We start from the raw sequence: 15710 nt of genomic DNA on the forward strand, positions 1-15710 counted from the left end.
CTACGTTCCGCTGGCAAGCGTTGCGGCTAGCTCCGGCCCGGCAGAGGGAACTCCAGCCGGCCGACGTCGAAGCCGAGCTGGCGGATGCGGGCCAGCGCCTGGGTCTTGATCGCGGCGGGCAGCGTCGGTTTCTGCGACATCAGCCACAGGTACTTGCCGTTGGCGGTGGCCAGCACCAGCCAGCCCTGTTCCGGCCGATGCTCCACGACCACATAGTCCTGAGTCACCACGCCGCCGAAAAACGCCATCTTGAACTTCGCGTTGGTGCGCGGATCGGCGACCGTCGCCTTGGCCTTCCAGGTCTTGAGCGGGCCGTCCGGCGTGTCCTTGCGGCATGACTGCACCACGGCGAAGCCCTGCGCCTGGGGCGTCCACTCCGAAGCGCCCGCCTGGCAGTCCTTCTGCAGGACGTTGGGCACGCGGGCGACCTCGTACCAGCGGCCCATCATCTTCGACAGCTCTATGCGGCCCGTAGGCTCGACGGCGGCCTGCGCGGCGGCAGGAGCGAGCATCAGGCAGGCCGCGGCGGCGGCGAGAATGAGACGCTGGATCATGTTGCGGTGCAATATAGGAAGGTGCGGGCGGACGGAACGCCCCCTGGGCGTCACCCCACGCGATATAGGGACGCAGTGTGGCGTGGGCGAGGCGAAAAGGTAAACGCCCGCCGGATCTGTCCGACGGGCGCCCGAAATTCCGGCGATGCGCGCCGCGCTATTCGGCGGCGATGAGCACCTGCTTGGCCTTGTCGGCGAAGTTGATCTCCTGGAGGTAGCGGATGCCCTCCTCGGCGATCGCGTCGCCCACCATCGAGTCGCCCTCGGCCTTGAGCTCGTCCATGTCGACGTACATGGCGTAGAAGGCGCGCGTGCGCTCGGTGATGATCCCGGCGTTCAGCAGCGTCTTCACCAGCACGCGGAAGATGTTGGTCTGCTCCTTCATCCCCTCGCGGCGGCTCTCGTCGGTGATGATCGAGGCCAGTTCCTCGATCACCTTGTCGGGGTCGAGGCCGAATTCCTCGTACAGGCTGCGCTGCTGCGACGGCCCGACCAGGTTGAAGAGCAGGGTCTGGAAGCACTGCGCGGCCCAGAGCTCGATGATCTCGTGCTCCTTCTCCGACAGGTGCGGGATCGTCCGGTCGGCCCAGATCTTCCCGAACTTGTGGTGGAAGGCCTCGTCGGTCATCACCAGCTGCATCAGCTTGCGGGCGAGCGGGTCGTTCGAGACCTTGAAGAAGGTGGCGAAGGCGCCCATCGCCAGGCCTTCGACCAGCATCTGCATGCCGACGATCTTCTTGTAGACCTCAGGGCTGCCGATGATGTCGACCAGCAAGGCCTTGAGCGTCGCGCCGCATTCGACCGGACGGCCCCAGCGGGCCTTGATGTACTTGGCGAAGGCCGTGACGTGGCGAGCCTCTTCGCGCGTCTGGTTGGCGGCGTATTCCTGCGCGCCCTGGTCCTTCAGCACGTGGCAGAGGCTGGCCGAAAGGTTCAGCGCGCCCTGCTCTCCATGCAGGATCGAGGAGAAGCTGCGCAGAGCGAACTGGTTGATGAAGCGGATGCGGTCCTTCGGGTTGGACAGACGGTCGGAGACGTACTTCGTCTGCAGGGAGACGACCATGTCCTCGGGCAGGACCGACTGGTTCTCCATGTCGAACGGCTCGTCGAAGTCGATGTACTTCTTGTCGAGCGGATCCCAGAAGTGGTCGTGCGTCGCCGAGATGATCTTGTCGAACGCCGTCGAGCGATTGTTGTACCGGTCCAGCTCCAGCATCGACTCGAAGTCGTCCGGCGCGACGGCGTCGTAGATCAGGTCCTTGGTGATGTTGCCGTCGGCGGCCATGGGGATGCTCCTCACCTGGTGCTTTTGCCCACCATGCGATCTGAACGGTGATCAGTCAAGGAAGGTGACGGGGGCGTCAACTTTCGCTTCACCCTGTCTTTCTTCTTCCCTTGCCCGTCTCTGACGCGAACGCCGTCGCTACTCCGCCGCCGCCTCGATGGCGTCGATCTGGGGGTCGCTGAGGCCGAAGTGGTGGCCGATCTCGTGGACGAGGACGTGGGTGACCAGTTCCTCCAGCGTGATCTCGCCGTTCTCGGCCCACTCGTCGAGTATGGGGCGGCGATAAAGGAACACGCGGCTGGGTTCGGCGGCGGCGCCGAAGACGGATCGATCGGCCAGGCTGACGCCGGAGTAGAGGCCGGTCAGGCCGAACGGGTCCTCGATGCCCAGCTCGTCGAGCACCTCGTCGGGCGGAAAGTCGTCCACCCGGAAGACCACCTCGCCTGCGAGGCTGCGGAAGCCCTCGGGCAGGGCGGCGAAGGCCCGCTCGGCGAGTTCGGCCAGGTCGTCGAGCGAGGGCGCGCGCCCCGCAAACAGGTCTTCACTCATCCGGCATCACGATGTGGGGGGCCTCCGGCGGGCGGATCTCGAAGAGACCGATGTCCAACGGCTGCTGCGGCTTGGTCGGGCGCAGCGGCGTGCGGGCGATGGCGCGCAGGGTGTCGGGGTCCAGGTCCTGGCCGTTCTTTCGCGCCAGCCGCGCCTGTGGCGGGTCGAGCGGCCGCTCCGCCGTGCCGATCCGCCAGTACGAGACGACCAGCCGCCAGACCGTGCGGGTCGGCCTGGGCGGGGTTGGCCAGCGATGGCCATCGGCATAGGTAGGCTCCACGGTCCTGGGGCGCGGCGCGCCTTCGGCCACCTGTTCGATCAGTCGGCAGCAGCGGTCCTCGCTCTCGGGCATGGCGCCCGTCCGTTCATCCTCCACGCGGCCGGCGTAGGCGTCCAGCGCCGCCTCCCGTCTCGCGAAGGCCGGACCCACGGGATCGGTGGCGAAGGCCACGGCCTCGCCGGCTCGGCGGCGCGCATCGCTCTCGCGCGCGGCGCGGCCAAGCGGGCGGCTGAGCGCCTGCTCGGCATTGGTCGCCACGGGATACAGGATGGCCGTCATCGGCGTCATTCTCGCGCAAAGGCCACGGCCAGAACAGCAGGGCAAGTAGGGGCGGCAAGTCCCGCGACGACGCTGCACGTGCGGCCGGGGCCGGCAGGCCCTAAGCTCTGGCCCAACGATTCGCCGGGGCGTCGATGAGTGCGCACGAACTGATGCTGGCGGCGGCGGCGGGCGCGGTGAGCCTGGCCATTTCCGCCGTCCTATGGGCGTTCGCCCAGCGCCGCGCGTCCGATCGCCGGATCGCGGGCCTGAAGACGCGCATCCGTCAGCTCGAAGCCGGCGCCGAGACCGCCCAGGCCTCGGCGGAAGCCTTCGATTCCGCGCTTCTCGCGGTCGAGGATGGCCACGCCCTGCTGGCCTCGGGCGAGGAGAGCCTCAACATCTGCTGCGAGGCGCTGGGCCTTTCCGAGCACGATCCGCAGTACCTCCTGAACGCGCTGATGCGCGCCGACCCCGACCACGCGCGGCGCCTGCGCGGGCTGTTCGAACGCGGCGAGGCGGTGGCGTTCGAGGTGAAGGGGCCGGCCGGGGTGGTGACGGTCGAGGGCCGGGCCGCGGGCGCCCTCGCCTGGCTGCGGGTCTCGGCGGTGCTGGGCGAGGACCAGGGCCTGCCGACCGCGCCGCGGTTCGCCGCCTTCCTCAATTCGCGCGCCTGCCCGGCTTGGATCGCGGCGGCCGACGGTTCGCCCGTATGGGTCAACGCCGCGTGGCTGAAGGCGGTCGACGCGGCCAGCCTAGACGAGGCGGCGCAGCGCGGCGTCGCCTTCGACAAGGGCGCGGACGCCATCGCCAGCGAGGCGGCGAACATGGGCCAGCGGCGCGAGGCCCTGCGCTGGCTGTCGTTCGGAGGCCGCCGCCGCGCCTTCCAGATCACCGCCCAGCCGTTGGAGGGGGGCGGCGTCGGCGTCTGGACCGACGATCTCACCGATCTCGAGGAGGCCCGCGAAGCCGCCAAACGCAACGTCGAGGCGCACGACGAGACGCTGAACCGGTTGGACGACGCGGTGGTGATCTTCGACGGCGCCAAGCGGCTGTCGTTCCATAACACCGCCTTCGCCGAACTGTGGGGCCTCGAGCCTGCCTGGCTGACCGAGCGGCCCACGCACGGCGAGATCCTCGACCGCCTGCGCCAGCGCCGCCGCCTGCCCGAGACGGCCGACTACGCCAAATGGAAGGCCTCGGAGCTCGACCGCTACGAGCGGCTGGAGCAGCAGCCGGACGACATGTGGAGCACGCCCGACGGCCGCACCCTGCGCGTGGTGCGCCAGTCGCACCCGCTGGGCGGCCTGCTGCTGCTGTTCGCGGACATCACCGTCGAGCTGCGGATGAAGGCGCAGTACAACGCCCTGATCCAGGTTCAACAGGCGACGCTGGACAAGCTCAGCGATGCGGTCGCCGTGTTTGGCTCGGACGGCCGCCTGCGCCTGCACAACGAGAGCTTCGAACGGTTCTGGAACATCACGCCGCTGCAGCTCGAGGCGGCGGGCGACTTCGAGGGCGTGGTCGAGCTCTGCGTCCACAAGCTCCACGACATGGCGTTCTGGAAGGACCTGAAGGGGCGGGTGGCCGATCCTGACCCGACCGCGCGGATGCCGATCACCGGTGAGGCTCAGACCTCCGACGACCGGACCGTCGAATACCGCACGCGCCCCTTGCCGGACGGCGCGACCTTGGTGGCCTTCACCGACGTCACCGACGCCCGACGACTGGAGAGCGCCCTGGCCGATCGCGAACAGGCGCTCAGCGAGGCCGAGCGGCTGAAGCGGGACTTCGTGGGCAACGTCTCGTACGAACTGCGAACCCCGCTCACCACCATCATCGGCTATTCCGAGTTGCTGGAGCACTCGGGCGACGGCCTCACCGAGCGCGCGCGGGGCTATGCGGCGGCCGTGAAATCGGCGGCGACCCAGTTGGCGCGCTCCATCGACGACGTGCTGGACATGGCCCAGATCGACGCCGACGAAATGGCGCTGGATCTGACCCAGGTGAGCGTCGCGGACCTGCTGATCGAGACCACGGCGCGCTGGAAGCCCGAGGCCGAGCTCGCCAAGGTGTCCATCGTCATGCAGCCGTCGGAAACGGTGGGCGCCATCCGCGGCGACCGCCGCCGGCTGAGCCAGATCCTGGATCACCTGATGGAGAACGCGATCGGCCAGACGCCGCCGGGCGGCACGGTGACCTTGGCCGCGCGCAAGGCGCTGGGCGAGGTGCAGCTGCAGGTGGCCGACACTGGGCGCGGGATCCCATTCCACGTCCAGGCGCATATCTTCGACCGCTTCATCGGCCGCGAGCGTGGCGGTCCGGGCCTGGGCCTGGCGCTGGTGAAGGCGCTGACCGAGCTGCATGGGGGCTGGGTGGCGCTGGAGAGCGAGCCGGGGGCCGGCGCGAAGTTCACCTGCCATCTGCCCGAAGTCGCCACCGCCGTGAGCCAGCCGGAACTGGGCTTCGCGAGCTAGAGGGACAGCACGCGCCCATAGGCGCGGTGGAAATCCGGTGGCCCCGACGCGTGGGCAAGGGCCCAATAGGAGAGCGCCCCATCCTTTGCCTCGATCACCGCCGTCAGGCCCAGCCGGATCGGCCCGGCTGTCGGCAGGTCCAGGATCGCCCGCAGTTCCAGCCCGCCGTCGCGGCGCAAGACCTCGATCCGGGGCGCCTCGATACCGTGCAGCGGCGCCATGCCCTCGCGATAGGCGTCGAAGCGGTAGGCCGCCCACCGCCCCGAGGGGGACAGGTTGAACTCCAGGTACTCGTCGCCGCCCAGGCCCACGAAGGCCTCGAAGCAGGTGTGCGCCCACTGACCGTCGGTTCGCGCCGGTTCGGCGGGGGGCGGGATCGACAGGGCTTCGAGATCGGCCGCCACCTGGAAGCCCAGGCGCAGGAGCTGGCCCTCACGCTCGGCCACGGCCTGCAGACTACGGACTACGGGGCAGGGTGTGACGGGATGGGCCTGGAGCGCGCGACGCATCGGTCGATGCTAGCCACTTGCGATCCCCGCCGCACGCGATACCCCTTTCGGTAGAGCATCGGAGTCTGGGGGATCGGCGATGAAAGCGACGACGGATCGGCGCGCGCTGCTGGCGGGTGCGGCGGCCACGGGCCTGGCAGGTCTCGCGCCTGGGGCGGCGTTCGCGGCCGACAGCTACGCCGACGTGAAGAAGGCCCTCGCGGCCGGCCACGGCGCGGCCGTGAAGCGGCTGCAGGACTGGATCGCCCTGCCGTCGATCGCCGCGGAGAACCTGAACTATCCGCAAGGCGCGGACTACATGAAGCAACTGGCCCTCGACGCCGGTTTCCAGAAGGCCGAGCTGGTGCCGTCCAAGGGCAAACCCGGCGTCTTCGCCACCTACGATGCGGGCGCGAAGAAGACCCTGGGGCTCTACTTCATGTACGACGTGAAGCAGTTCGACCCGAAGGAGTGGGAGAGCCCGCCGCTGGAGGGCCGGATCCTGGATCGACCGGGCCTGGGCAAGGTGGTCATGGGGCGCGGGGCGGTGAACCAGAAGGGGCCCGAGGCCACGGTCCTGGCCGCGCTTCACGCCATGAAGGCCGCCGGCCGCAAGCTGCCGGTGAACCTCGTTCTGGTGGCCGAGGGCGAGGAAGAGATCGCCTCGCCGAACTTCCACGAGATCGTGACCGCGCCCCAGGTGGCGGCGGCCCTGAAGAAGACCGTGGGCGTGATCATCCCGTTCGCCTCGCAGAGCCCCTCGACCGGCGCCGTCACCGTCAACCTCGGCGCCAAGGGCGCTCTGGAGATGGAACTTGTGGTCTCCGGCGAGAAGTGGGGGCGCGGACCCAAGGGCGACATCCATTCCAGCCAGAAGGCCCGCGTGGACAGCCCGCCCTGGCGGCTGGTGGCGGCGCTGTCGTCGCTGGTCAGTCCGGACGGCAACACCGTGGTGATCGACGGCATCCCCGAGATGGTCCGCCCGCTCACCGCCCGCGAGCGCGAGCTGATCGCCCAGACCGCCGCGCGCACCAGCGAGGCCGACGCCAAGGCGCAGCTCGGCGTCTCGCGCTGGATCGATGACATGACCTGGGAGCAGTCGCTCGAGCGGCTGGCCGCCGTGCCGACGGTCAACATCCAGGGCCTGATCGCCGGCTACACCGGCCCGGGCGGCAAGACGATCCTGCCCGGCAAGGCGACGGCCAAGCTCGAAATCCGCATGGTCCCGAACATGACCAAGGAGGACACTATCCGGAAACTGCGCGCCCACCTGGACAAGCGCGGGTTCACCGACGTGGAGGTCAACGTCACCGGAGGGTACGGCCCCACCGAGACACCGGAGGACGCCGCCCTCACCAAGGCCCAAGTCGCCGCCTACAAGCGCTTCGGCGCGGCGGTGACGCTATATCCGCGACTGGCGGGAAGCTGGCCGGGCGTGGTCTTCACCGGCCCGCCGCTCAACCTGCCGGCCGGGCAGTTCGGACTGGGCTACGGCAACGGCGCCCACGCGCCCAACGAGATCTTCCTGATCGAAAGCGCCAATCCGACCAAGGTGGCCGGCATGGACGAAGCGGCGCTCGGCTTCGTCGACTTCCTCTACCAGGTCGCCGCCCTGGGCTGACGGGCGGCTAGGCCGCCTGGCCGGCCTTCGCCTCGGCCACATGGGCGTCGAGGATGGCCGGGATCAGGCCGGGGAAACGTTCCTGGATTTCCGGGCAGCGCGAGGTGTTGCGCATCTCCACGCCCTGCCGCTCCGAGCGGATCAGGCCCGCCTCGCGCAGCACTTTGAAGTGCTGCGAGAGCGACGACTTGGGGATGGCCCGGTCGCCAACCGAGGAGAAGGCCGAGCACCGTTGTGGGCAATCGGCGGCCGCGATGTCGGCGAAGATGGCGACGCGCACGGGATCGGACAACGCGTGGAGGATGGCCTCCAGCCGGACGTCTTCGATCGAGGGGTGAAGCAGCGGCCTCATGATTTTTCAAGATAGGCCCCCTTGCGCCTTGGTTCAATAGTTCCGATTTCCTGAACTTCAGGACGACGACCCCGCCATCCCGGCGACTGCCGCCCGTCCCAGCGTATTCAGAGGGAAACACTCCATGTCCAAGCTTCAAGGCAAGGTCGCCGTCGTCACGGGCGCCTCCAAGGGGATCGGCGCCGGCATCGCCAAGGCGCTGGCCGCCGAGGGCGCGTCGGTGGTCGTCAACTACGCCTCCAGCAAGGCCGGCGCCGACGCGGTCGTGGCGGCGATCACGGCGGCCGGCGGCAAGGCGATCGCGGTCGGCGGCGACGTCTCCAAGGCGGCGGACGCACAGGGCCTGATCGACGCGGCCGTGAAAGCGTACGGCCGGCTCGACATCCTGGTGAACAACTCGGGCGTCTACGCTTTCGGCGCTCTGGCCGACATCACCGAGGCCGAGTTCCGCCGCCAGTTCGACATCAATGTTCTGGGTGTTCTGCTGGTCACCCAGGCCGCAGCCAAGCACCTGGGCGAAGGCGGCAGCATCATCAACATCAGCTCGGGCGTCACCACCCTGCTCATGGCGGAGTCGGCGGTCTACACCGGCACCAAGGGGGCCCTGGACGCGATCAACGGCGTGCTCGCCAACGAGCTCGCCCCGCGCAAGATCCGCGTGAACGCGATAAATCCCGGCGTGGTGGACACCGAAGGCACGCAGTCGGCGGGCATCATCGGATCTGAAATGGAAGCGGGCTTCGTCGCCCAGACCCCGCTGGGTCGCGTTGGCCGCCCCGACGACATCGCCGACATCGCGGTGTTCCTGGCCTCGGACGATTCCCGCTGGCTGACGGGCGAGAAGCTGCTCGCCACCGGCGGCCTTCGCTGAAGCACGCGCGGCGGTCCCCACCGGGGGCCGCCGTCGCCTCCGCCTCCCCAGCAGGAAGGCTTCCCGATCCGCTTAGTGCTGGCTTTCCGGCATGGTCACGACCAGGCCGTCCAACTCGTCGCTCACCTTGATCTGGCACGAGAGGCGGCTGTTCTCCTGAACGCCTTCGGCGAAGTCGAGCATCGACTCCTCCATGGTCGATTTCGTGCCGGTCTTGGAAAGCCACGCCTCGTCCACGTAGACGTGGCAGGTGGCGCAGGCGCAGGCGCCGCCGCAGTCGGCGTCGATGCCCGGGACGTTGTTCTTCACGGCGCCTTCCATGACGGTCAGCCCCGGCTTCACGTCGATCTCGTGCTTGGTGCCGTCATGCTCGATGTAGGTGATCTTGGCCATGGACGCCCCTCACTGATCGCCGTTCATTTGGCGACCTCTTTCATGGAAACCGATGGGTCCGCAAGCTTGGCCTTGTCGACGGGCTTGCGGTTGAGAATGAGCATCTTGCCCATCATGAACTCGGGCGGCGAATTGATCGCCTCGACGGACTGCACCTGGTCGCCCTTGAGGTGGAAGACGGCGAACTTGCCGGTGGCCGGGTCGCCCCGCACCAGGACCTCGTCCACGTCGAAGGCGTAGCCGGCGATCTGGAGCTTCAGATCGTACTGGTCGCTCCACTGCCAGGGGCACTCTCCCGGCGGCCGCGGCTTGCCGACGAGCGCGCTGGCGACCTGCTTGGCCTGTTCGAGCGCATTGGGCACGCTCTCCATGCGGAACATGCGATCGTAGATCGGCATCGGCCGGTGAGCCACGTCGCCAATCGCGAAGACGGAAGGGTCGGTGACGCTGCGCGCGTCCAGGTCGACCACGACGCCGCGCGCGCACTCCAGGCCCGCGTCCTTCGCCAGTTCGTCATTCGGATGGGCGCCCACGCCGACGACGGCGGCGTCGCAGGGGATGGTGCGGCCGTCCGACAGCTTCACGCCAGCGACATGGCCGTCCTTGCCCTCGAACGCCACGACACTGCAGCCCAGTTCGAAGGCGACGCCATGCTTGCGGTGGTAGCTGGTGAAGAAGTCCGACAGCTCGCGGCAGGCGACGCGGGCCAGGATGCGGTCCTCGCGCTCGAGCACTACCACGTCGGCGCCCAGCGCCCGGCCGGAGGCGGCCACTTCCAGGCCGATGTAGCCCCCGCCCACCACGGCCAGGGTCTTGCCTGGACCGACCTGGGCCTTAAGGGCCTCGGCGTCGGCGGCCGTGCGGAGGAAAAGGATGCCTTTGAGGTCTGCGCCTTCGATCGGCAGCGCGATCGCGCGGGCGCCCGTGGCGAGGATCAGGATGTCGTAGGCCAGCGTCGAGCCGTCGGAGAGGGCGACGGTCTTGGCGCCGCGGTTCAACGCGGTGGCCGTCACCGAAGGCCGGAAATCGATCTGGTTCTCGGCGTAGAACTCCACCGGCTTCAGCGCGAGCGAATCGGCGTCGGCCTCGCCCTTCAGCCACGCCTTCGAGAGCGGCGGCCGCTGGTAGGGCGCGATCGGCTCGTCCCCGATCATCGTGATCGGGCCCTCGTAGCCGTACTGGCGAAGCAAGGCCGCGGCCGTGCCGCCGGCATGGCCTGCGCCCACGATCACGACATGTCCGTCCGACCCGCTCATGTTTCTCCGATGCACAAAAGTGACGCTGGCGTCAACTTCAATAGCGGCCCGGCTGCCCACGCCCCGGCGCCGGCCACTCTTTGCCCCGTGACCCTGCGGAGGGCAATCCTGGCGACGTCCAGGAACCCTATCGGCAGGTAAGGCTTGCCGAACGGTGTTTGGATGGGCCCCATACCCCAAAGGGCCGTCAGCGCCCGAGGAGGAAGACATGGACGACGGATCAGTCGAGTTCCGTGAGGCCGCCGCCGCCGAGGTGTGGGCCACGCCGATCGAGGCGCTGAACCCGGCCCAGGCCGACCTCTTCGCCAACGACGCCATGTGGCCGATCTTCGACCGGCTGCGGAAGGAGTCGCCCGTCCACTGGACGCCGCGCGGTGACGAATACGACGGCTTCTGGTCGATCAGCCGCTACCAGGACATCATGGCCGTGGACACCAATCACGAGGTGTTCTCCTCGGCCGAGAGCATCGTGCTCCAGTCGCTGGAGCAGAAAGCCGAGGCCGACAAGCGGCCCCGCGGCAACAGCTTCATCGCCATGGACCCGCCGGGCCACGACATCCAGCGTAAGACGGTGAGCCCCGCCGTCGCGCCCCAGAACCTCCAGGCGATGAGCCCGATCATCCGGAGCGAGGCCGGTAAGATTCTGGACAGCCTGCCGATCGGCGAGGAGTTCGACTGGGTCGACCGCGTGTCGAAGGAACTCACGGCCATGACCCTGGCCACGCTCTTCGACTATCCGCAGGAAAAGCGGCGCGAACTGACCTTCTGGTCCGACATGTTCACCAACACGCCCGGCTTCGGTCCCGCCAAGAGCTGGGAGCACAAGCGCGAACAGGCCGACGCCTGCTTCGCCGCCTTCGACGCCCTGTGGGCCGAGCGGGTCAACGCGCCGCCGAAGTTCGACCTGATCTCGATGATGGCCCACGCCGAGGCCACCCGGAACCTCAACGTCCACGACTATCACTCGAACGTCGTGCTGCTGATCATCGGGGGCAACGACACGACCCGGAACACGATCTCGGGCTCGGTCTATGCGCTGAACAAGAACCCCGACCAGTACGACAAGCTGCGCGCCGACCCGTCGTTGATCCCGGCCATGGTCTCCGAGACCATCCGGTGGCAGACCCCGCTGGCCCACATGGCGCGGACCGCGACGCGCGACTTCGAGATCGGCGGCAAGACCATCAAGGCCGGCGACCGCGTGGTGATGTGGTACGTCTCGGGCAACCGCGACGAGACCCAGATCCCCGAGCCCAACCGCTACAACATCCAGCGCGAGCGGGTCCGTAACCACCTGTCGTTCGGGTTCGGCATCCACCGCTGCGTGGGCAACCGGCTAGCCGAGCTGCAGCTCTGCATCATCTGGGAAGAGATCCTGGCCCGCTTCCCCGAGATCCGTCTGGTCCGCGAGCCGCTCCGCACACATTCGGTGTTCGTGAAGGGCTACGAGACGCTGCCGGTGGTGATCCCGCGCCGGAATTAGGCGTAAGCTCGGCGTCGATGTCGGAAGGACGCCGCTACCACGTCGGAGACCTGCCCGGCCGCCTGATCCGCGAGGCGCGGGAGATGCTGGAGGAGGGCGGCCTCAAGCAGTTGAACCTGCGCGCGCTCGCCGCGCGGGCCGGCATCACCGCCGGCTCGATGTACCACCACTACGACAGCAAGACCGCCCTGTTGGCCGAGCTGGCCGCCAGCGGGTTCATGGAGCTGCGCCGCGACCTCGAGCGGGCCGACCGCGAGGCTGGCGAGGGCCGCCGACTGCGAGGCTGGGCGGTAGGCTACTTTCAGTTCGCGCGACGCGAGCCCGGGCTGTTCGGCCTGATGTTCGACCCCGAGATCGCCGAGCAGTCGCAGGTGGTGGAAGCCCGGGCCGCGGCCCTGGCCGGCCTGCATCGGATCGTGACGGAGGTGGCGACCGGCCAAGGACAGATCGACCCGCCGCTGCGCCACATCACCTTGGCCGTCTGGGCCGCCGCGCACGGCGCCGCGGACCTCGCGCCCAGCACGCCCGAGGGCGGCGAGCTCATCGAGGACGTGATCGCCGGCCTGGAGACCCTGTTCCGGCCGCCGCGGTCTTAGCGCGCCTTCTGCTCGGCCACCCAGTCCTTGATCCGGCGGTCGAGCACCGACAGCGGCAGCGAGCCCGAGGCGATCACCGTGTCGTTGAACGCCTTGATGTCGAACTTCGGCCCCAACGCCTTCTGGGCCTCGGCGCGGAGCTGCATGATGCGGATCATGCCGATCTTGTAGGCCGTGGCCTGGCCGGGATTGACGATGTAGCGACGGGTCTCGGCGCGGGCCTGGTCCTCGCCCCGGCGGCCGGTGGTCTTGAGGTAGGCGATCGCCTCGTCCTCGGTCCAGCCCTTGGCGTGCAGGCCGGTGTCGGTGACCAGGCGCGCGGCGCGGAACAGCTCGGCGTCCAGGCGCATGAAGTCCGACGCGATATCGGGATAGACGCCCATCTCCTTGCACAGCAGCTCGGAATAGAGGCCCCAGCCTTCGTTGAAGGCGGCGTTGCGGGCGGCCAGGCGGAACTGCGGCGCGCCCTGCTGGCGCACGCGGATGTCGCCCTGCATCACGTGGCCCGGCGCGCCCTCGTGGCACATCAGGTCGGCCAGGCTGGCCCCCAACTGCGTCGTGCCCAGCATGTGGAGATAGACGCGTCCCGGCCGCGCGCCGTCGGGGCTGGGACCGCTGGCATGGGCCGCGCCGCCGGCCACCTCGCTGAACGACGGCTCGCGGATCACCTCCATCCGGTGTTCCGGCAGCTTGTTGAACATGAGCGGCAGCTTCTCGCGCGCCGTGGCGATCAGACTGTTGGAATAGGCCAGTATCTCGGCGCGGTTCTCGTCGGTGTAGGGCTTGGGTGGGTCGGCGCGGTTCAGCTCGACGTAATAGGCGTCGGCGTTCTTGAAGCCCGCCTGCTTGGCCAGGGCGTCCTGTTCGCCCTGGATCCGCTTCACCTCCGAAAGGCCCAGCGTGTGGATCTGGTCGGGCGTCAGCGTGGTGGTGGTCTGCAGCGTGATCGCCGCCTGGTACCAGGCCAGTCCGTTCGGCAGCGTCAGGGCGCCCACCTTGCCCGACGGCGCCTTGCCGATGTCGCCTTCGCCCCAGGCGATGAGGCGCTCGTAGCCCGGCTTCATGTCGGTGCTCAGCGCGGCCTTGGCCTCCGCGAGCAGGCCGTCGGCCTCGGCGGATGTCACCTTGCCCGCGGCGGTCAGCTTGGCGACCTTGGCCTTGGCGTCCGTCCAGAGCGGCGAGTCCGGGCCGTCGGCCGCGAAGGGCTGGCCGGAGATCAGCTTCCTGCTCTCGCCGATCATCCGCTCGTAGGCGAAGCGCGGCATGCGGATCCCGTCGGCGGCCGCGCTCGTCGCCCGCTCACGGGCCTGGTCCATCGCCGGGCCCAGGGCGCGCAGGCGGGCGTTGTAGGCCTTCATGTCGGCGGCGCTGTCGACGAGATGCGAGCTGATCAGGAACGACGGCAGGCCGGCGTGCGCCCCGCTGCCGCCGAACGGGAAGTCGTAACGGCGGAACTTGTAGGCCAGCTCGGCCCGGTCAAGCTCCTGGCTCCACATGTCGAAACTGATCTTGCCCTCGTCCGAGAGCTTGTCGCGCTGGAAGCCCTGCTTCATCCGCGCCACGCTGCCGCGCCGCCATTCCAGCGCCCTCAGTTCGCCCGCCTCGCTCTGGTCGTTCAGGCGGTCGTAGCCGTCACGTCGGCCGATGATCGTCGCCGTCTGCGGACTGAACTTCAGGGCCTCGGCGAATTCGGCGTCCAGGAACGCGTTGAACTTCTGGGTTTCGGCGTCGGGCGCCTGCGCCATCGCGGCGGACGGGACGGCGAGAATGACGCCCGCGGCCGGAGCGGCGACGAGGGCAAGGGCGGCAAGGGCGGGAAGGGTGCGCAGCATGCCCGCAATGAGGCATGGCACGGCACGGTGCTCAAGCTGAGAGCGGTTTCGCGGGTGAAATGTGCCGGGGAGCGGGCCGTTGAGGTGGGCACTCCTCTCCCCCGCGAAGCGAGAGGGAGAGGGTAGGGAGAGGGCCTAGGCGTCTCAGCCTCCCGGGCGCTCCCCGCCGCAAGCATCGAGGATCGTGTCGCACACACCTTCGCGGTTGGTCAGCACGTCGGAATTCCAGAACCTCAGCACCTTGAGGCCCTTGCGCTGCAGATAGGCAGTCCGTCGCGCGTCGTAGTCCGCCTGCTCGGAGTGCTGGCCACCGTCGACCTCGACCACCAGGCCAGCTTCAACGCAAAGAAAGTCGAGGAAATAGGGGCCGAACGGGACTTGCCGTTTCCATTTCCAGCCGCCGAGGCGATGGGCTCGAAGAGCGTTCCAGAGGCGGGCCTCGGCCGGAGTATCTTCGCGCCGCAGTTCGCGAGCTCGATCCGTCCTGGCGCGGCCTGTGATCGCCATACTCTACGCGCCCTCTCCCTACCCTCTCCCTCTCGGCGCTTCGCGCTCGGGGGAGAGGAGTGGGTGGCTTCGACGCCATTGGTCCATGATCGCCTTCCGCGAACGCAGAGGGCTGAGCCAGCTACACCACCCGGTCCACCAGCATCTTCTTGATCTCGGCGATCGCCTTGGCCGGGTTCAGGCCCTTCGGGCAGACCTGGGCGCAGTTCATGATCGTGTGGCAGCGGTAGAGCTTGAACGGGTCTTCCACGTCGTCCAGGCGCGCGCCGGTGGCCTCGTCGCGGCTGTCGATGATCCAGCGATAGGCGTGCAGCAGCGCCGCCGGGCCCAGGTACTTCTCCTGGTTCCACCAATAGCTGGGGCACGAGGTCGAGCAGCAAGCGCAGAGGATGCACTCGTAGAGGCCGTCCAGTTTCTCGCGGTCCTCCGGCGACTGGCGCCATTCCTTCTGCGGCTCCGGCGTCTCGGTCTTCAGCCAGGGCTCCACCGAGGCGTACTGCGCGTAGAACAGCGTCAGGTCCGGCACCAGGTCCTTCACCACCGGCATGTGCGGCAGCGGGCTGATCGAGACCTTGTCGCCGGGGCATTCCTCGTGGCCGTGGATGCAGGCCAGGGTGTTGCGGCCGGCGATGTTCATGGCGCACGAGCCGCAGATGCCTTCGCGGCACGAGCGGCGGAAGGTCAGCGTCGGGTCGACGTTGTTCTTGATGTGGATCAGCACGTCCAGGACCATCGGGCCGCACTGGCTGAGGTCGACGTCGTAGGTGTCCCACGACGGGTTCTGGCCGCTGTCCGGATCGTAGCGGTAGATCTTGAACGTCTTGACCTTCGTCGCGCCCGCGGGGGCGGGGAAGTGCTTGCCGCCCTTGGGGACGGAGTTCTTCGGAAGGGTGAGCTGGACCATCTGT

16 protein-coding genes are annotated in these 15710 nt (G+C 68.6%); 5 read left to right on the plus strand and 11 right to left on the minus strand.

What is annotated here, in order from left to right:
* Nucleotides 1–26 precede the first annotated feature (26 nt).
* From ACODSY_RS04335 to ACODSY_RS04350, 4 genes are all read right to left on the minus strand, one after another.
* Nucleotides 27–554 (minus strand): lipocalin family protein, encoded by a 528-nt coding sequence (locus tag ACODSY_RS04335; protein WP_488950425.1) that lies wholly within the window; start codon nt 552–554, stop codon nt 27–29.
* 157 nt (nt 555–711) lie between these two features.
* Nucleotides 712–1839 carry a ferritin-like domain-containing protein gene (locus tag ACODSY_RS04340; protein ID WP_488950426.1) on the minus strand — a complete coding sequence of 376 codons (1128 nt, stop codon included), beginning with the start codon at nt 1837–1839 and terminating at the stop codon, nt 712–714.
* Nucleotides 1840–1977: 138 nt separating this feature from the next.
* Entirely contained in the window at nt 1978–2388 is a 411-nt protein-coding gene (locus ACODSY_RS04345) for a metallopeptidase family protein (RefSeq protein WP_488950427.1), read from the minus strand.
* Nucleotides 2381–2947 (minus strand): hypothetical protein, encoded by a 567-nt coding sequence (locus ACODSY_RS04350; RefSeq protein ID WP_488950428.1) that lies wholly within the window; start codon nt 2945–2947, stop codon nt 2381–2383. The genes ACODSY_RS04345 and ACODSY_RS04350 overlap by 8 nt, the downstream gene beginning before the upstream one ends.
* 134 nt (nt 2948–3081) lie before the next feature.
* Here ACODSY_RS04350 and ACODSY_RS04355 point away from each other — a divergent pair, with 134 nt between their 5' ends.
* Nucleotides 3082–5403 (plus strand): sensor histidine kinase, encoded by a 2322-nt coding sequence (locus ACODSY_RS04355; RefSeq protein WP_488950429.1) that lies wholly within the window; start codon nt 3082–3084, stop codon nt 5401–5403.
* Here the strand turns inward: ACODSY_RS04355 and ACODSY_RS04360 are convergent.
* Nucleotides 5400–5912 carry a DOMON-like domain-containing protein gene (locus tag ACODSY_RS04360; protein WP_488950430.1) on the minus strand — a complete coding sequence of 171 codons (513 nt, stop codon included), beginning with the start codon at nt 5910–5912 and terminating at the stop codon, nt 5400–5402. The two genes, ACODSY_RS04355 and ACODSY_RS04360, sit on opposite strands and share 4 nt — an antisense overlap.
* Before the next feature lie 79 nt (nt 5913–5991).
* Here ACODSY_RS04360 and ACODSY_RS04365 point away from each other — a divergent pair, with 79 nt between their 5' ends.
* Nucleotides 5992–7512: a M20/M25/M40 family metallo-hydrolase gene (locus tag ACODSY_RS04365; protein ID WP_488950431.1), complete on the plus strand. Its 1521-nt coding sequence runs from the start codon at nt 5992–5994 to the stop codon at nt 7510–7512.
* A 7-nt stretch (nt 7513–7519) separates the two neighbouring features.
* Here ACODSY_RS04365 and ACODSY_RS04370 read toward each other — a convergent pair whose 3' ends face one another.
* Entirely contained in the window at nt 7520–7864 is a 345-nt protein-coding gene (locus ACODSY_RS04370; RefSeq protein ID WP_488950432.1) for an ArsR/SmtB family transcription factor, read from the minus strand.
* Between the two features lie 124 nt (nt 7865–7988).
* On the opposite strand from ACODSY_RS04370, the gene ACODSY_RS04375 reads away from it, so the two are divergent.
* The gene (locus ACODSY_RS04375) at nt 7989–8735 is read left to right on the plus strand and encodes a glucose 1-dehydrogenase (RefSeq protein ID WP_488950433.1); all 747 of its coding nucleotides are present in this window, start codon (nt 7989–7991) and stop codon (nt 8733–8735) included.
* A 72-nt stretch (nt 8736–8807) separates the two neighbouring features.
* Here ACODSY_RS04375 and ACODSY_RS04380 read toward each other — a convergent pair whose 3' ends face one another.
* The gene (locus tag ACODSY_RS04380; RefSeq protein ID WP_488950434.1) at nt 8808–9128 is read right to left on the minus strand and encodes a 2Fe-2S iron-sulfur cluster-binding protein; all 321 of its coding nucleotides are present in this window, start codon (nt 9126–9128) and stop codon (nt 8808–8810) included.
* Nucleotides 9129–9151: 23 nt separating this feature from the next.
* Entirely contained in the window at nt 9152–10384 is a 1233-nt protein-coding gene (locus ACODSY_RS04385) for an NAD(P)/FAD-dependent oxidoreductase (protein ID WP_488950435.1), read from the minus strand.
* Between the two features lie 208 nt (nt 10385–10592).
* On the opposite strand from ACODSY_RS04385, the gene ACODSY_RS04390 reads away from it, so the two are divergent.
* Complete coding sequence (locus ACODSY_RS04390; RefSeq protein ID WP_488950436.1) at nt 10593–11867, plus strand: cytochrome P450; 1275 nt, start codon at nt 10593–10595, stop codon at nt 11865–11867.
* Nucleotides 11868–11884: 17 nt separating this feature from the next.
* Nucleotides 11885–12463: a TetR/AcrR family transcriptional regulator gene (locus tag ACODSY_RS04395; protein WP_488950437.1), complete on the plus strand. Its 579-nt coding sequence runs from the start codon at nt 11885–11887 to the stop codon at nt 12461–12463.
* Here the strand turns inward: ACODSY_RS04395 and ACODSY_RS04400 are convergent.
* The 3 genes from ACODSY_RS04400 to ACODSY_RS04410 all read right to left on the minus strand — a co-directional run bounded on the left by ACODSY_RS04400 (nt 12460) and on the right by ACODSY_RS04410 (nt 15706).
* Nucleotides 12460–14295 (minus strand): DUF885 domain-containing protein, encoded by a 1836-nt coding sequence (locus tag ACODSY_RS04400; protein WP_488950438.1) that lies wholly within the window; start codon nt 14293–14295, stop codon nt 12460–12462. The two genes, ACODSY_RS04395 and ACODSY_RS04400, sit on opposite strands and share 4 nt — an antisense overlap.
* Nucleotides 14296–14439: 144 nt before the next feature.
* Nucleotides 14440–14802 carry an endonuclease domain-containing protein gene (locus ACODSY_RS04405; protein WP_488950439.1) on the minus strand — a complete coding sequence of 121 codons (363 nt, stop codon included), beginning with the start codon at nt 14800–14802 and terminating at the stop codon, nt 14440–14442.
* A 121-nt stretch (nt 14803–14923) separates the two neighbouring features.
* Entirely contained in the window at nt 14924–15706 is a 783-nt protein-coding gene (locus ACODSY_RS04410) for a succinate dehydrogenase iron-sulfur subunit (protein ID WP_488950440.1), read from the minus strand.
* Nucleotides 15707–15710: the final 4 nt, after the last annotated feature.

This window comes from Phenylobacterium sp. FG114, from assembly GCF_057809855.1.

Bases quoted from the DNA above. Each gene is read 5' to 3' on its own strand.
- ACODSY_RS04340 (WP_488950426.1), bottom strand. From the start codon at position 1,839: ATGGCCGCCGACGGCAACATCACCAAGGACCTGATCTACGACGCCGTC.
- ACODSY_RS04380 (WP_488950434.1), bottom strand. From the start codon at position 9,128: ATGGCCAAGATCACCTACATCGAGCATGACGGCACCAAGCACGAGATC.
- ACODSY_RS04355 (WP_488950429.1), top strand. From the start codon at position 3,082: ATGAGTGCGCACGAACTGATGCTGGCGGCGGCGGCGGGCGCGGTGAGC.
- ACODSY_RS04345 (WP_488950427.1), bottom strand. From the start codon at position 2,388: ATGAGTGAAGACCTGTTTGCGGGGCGCGCGCCCTCGCTCGACGACCTG.
- ACODSY_RS04350 (WP_488950428.1), bottom strand. From the start codon at position 2,947: ATGACGGCCATCCTGTATCCCGTGGCGACCAATGCCGAGCAGGCGCTC.
- ACODSY_RS04390 (WP_488950436.1), top strand. From the start codon at position 10,593: ATGGACGACGGATCAGTCGAGTTCCGTGAGGCCGCCGCCGCCGAGGTG.
- ACODSY_RS04405 (WP_488950439.1), bottom strand. From the start codon at position 14,802: ATGGCGATCACAGGCCGCGCCAGGACGGATCGAGCTCGCGAACTGCGG.
- ACODSY_RS04395 (WP_488950437.1), top strand. From the start codon at position 11,885: ATGTCGGAAGGACGCCGCTACCACGTCGGAGACCTGCCCGGCCGCCTG.
- ACODSY_RS04370 (WP_488950432.1), bottom strand. From the start codon at position 7,864: ATGAGGCCGCTGCTTCACCCCTCGATCGAAGACGTCCGGCTGGAGGCC.
- ACODSY_RS04360 (WP_488950430.1), bottom strand. From the start codon at position 5,912: ATGCGTCGCGCGCTCCAGGCCCATCCCGTCACACCCTGCCCCGTAGTC.
- ACODSY_RS04335 (WP_488950425.1), bottom strand. From the start codon at position 554: ATGATCCAGCGTCTCATTCTCGCCGCCGCCGCGGCCTGCCTGATGCTC.
- ACODSY_RS04385 (WP_488950435.1), bottom strand. From the start codon at position 10,384: ATGAGCGGGTCGGACGGACATGTCGTGATCGTGGGCGCAGGCCATGCC.
- ACODSY_RS04365 (WP_488950431.1), top strand. From the start codon at position 5,992: ATGAAAGCGACGACGGATCGGCGCGCGCTGCTGGCGGGTGCGGCGGCC.
- ACODSY_RS04375 (WP_488950433.1), top strand. From the start codon at position 7,989: ATGTCCAAGCTTCAAGGCAAGGTCGCCGTCGTCACGGGCGCCTCCAAG.
- ACODSY_RS04410 (WP_488950440.1), bottom strand. From the start codon at position 15,706: ATGGTCCAGCTCACCCTTCCGAAGAACTCCGTCCCCAAGGGCGGCAAG.
- ACODSY_RS04400 (WP_488950438.1), bottom strand. From the start codon at position 14,295: ATGCTGCGCACCCTTCCCGCCCTTGCCGCCCTTGCCCTCGTCGCCGCT.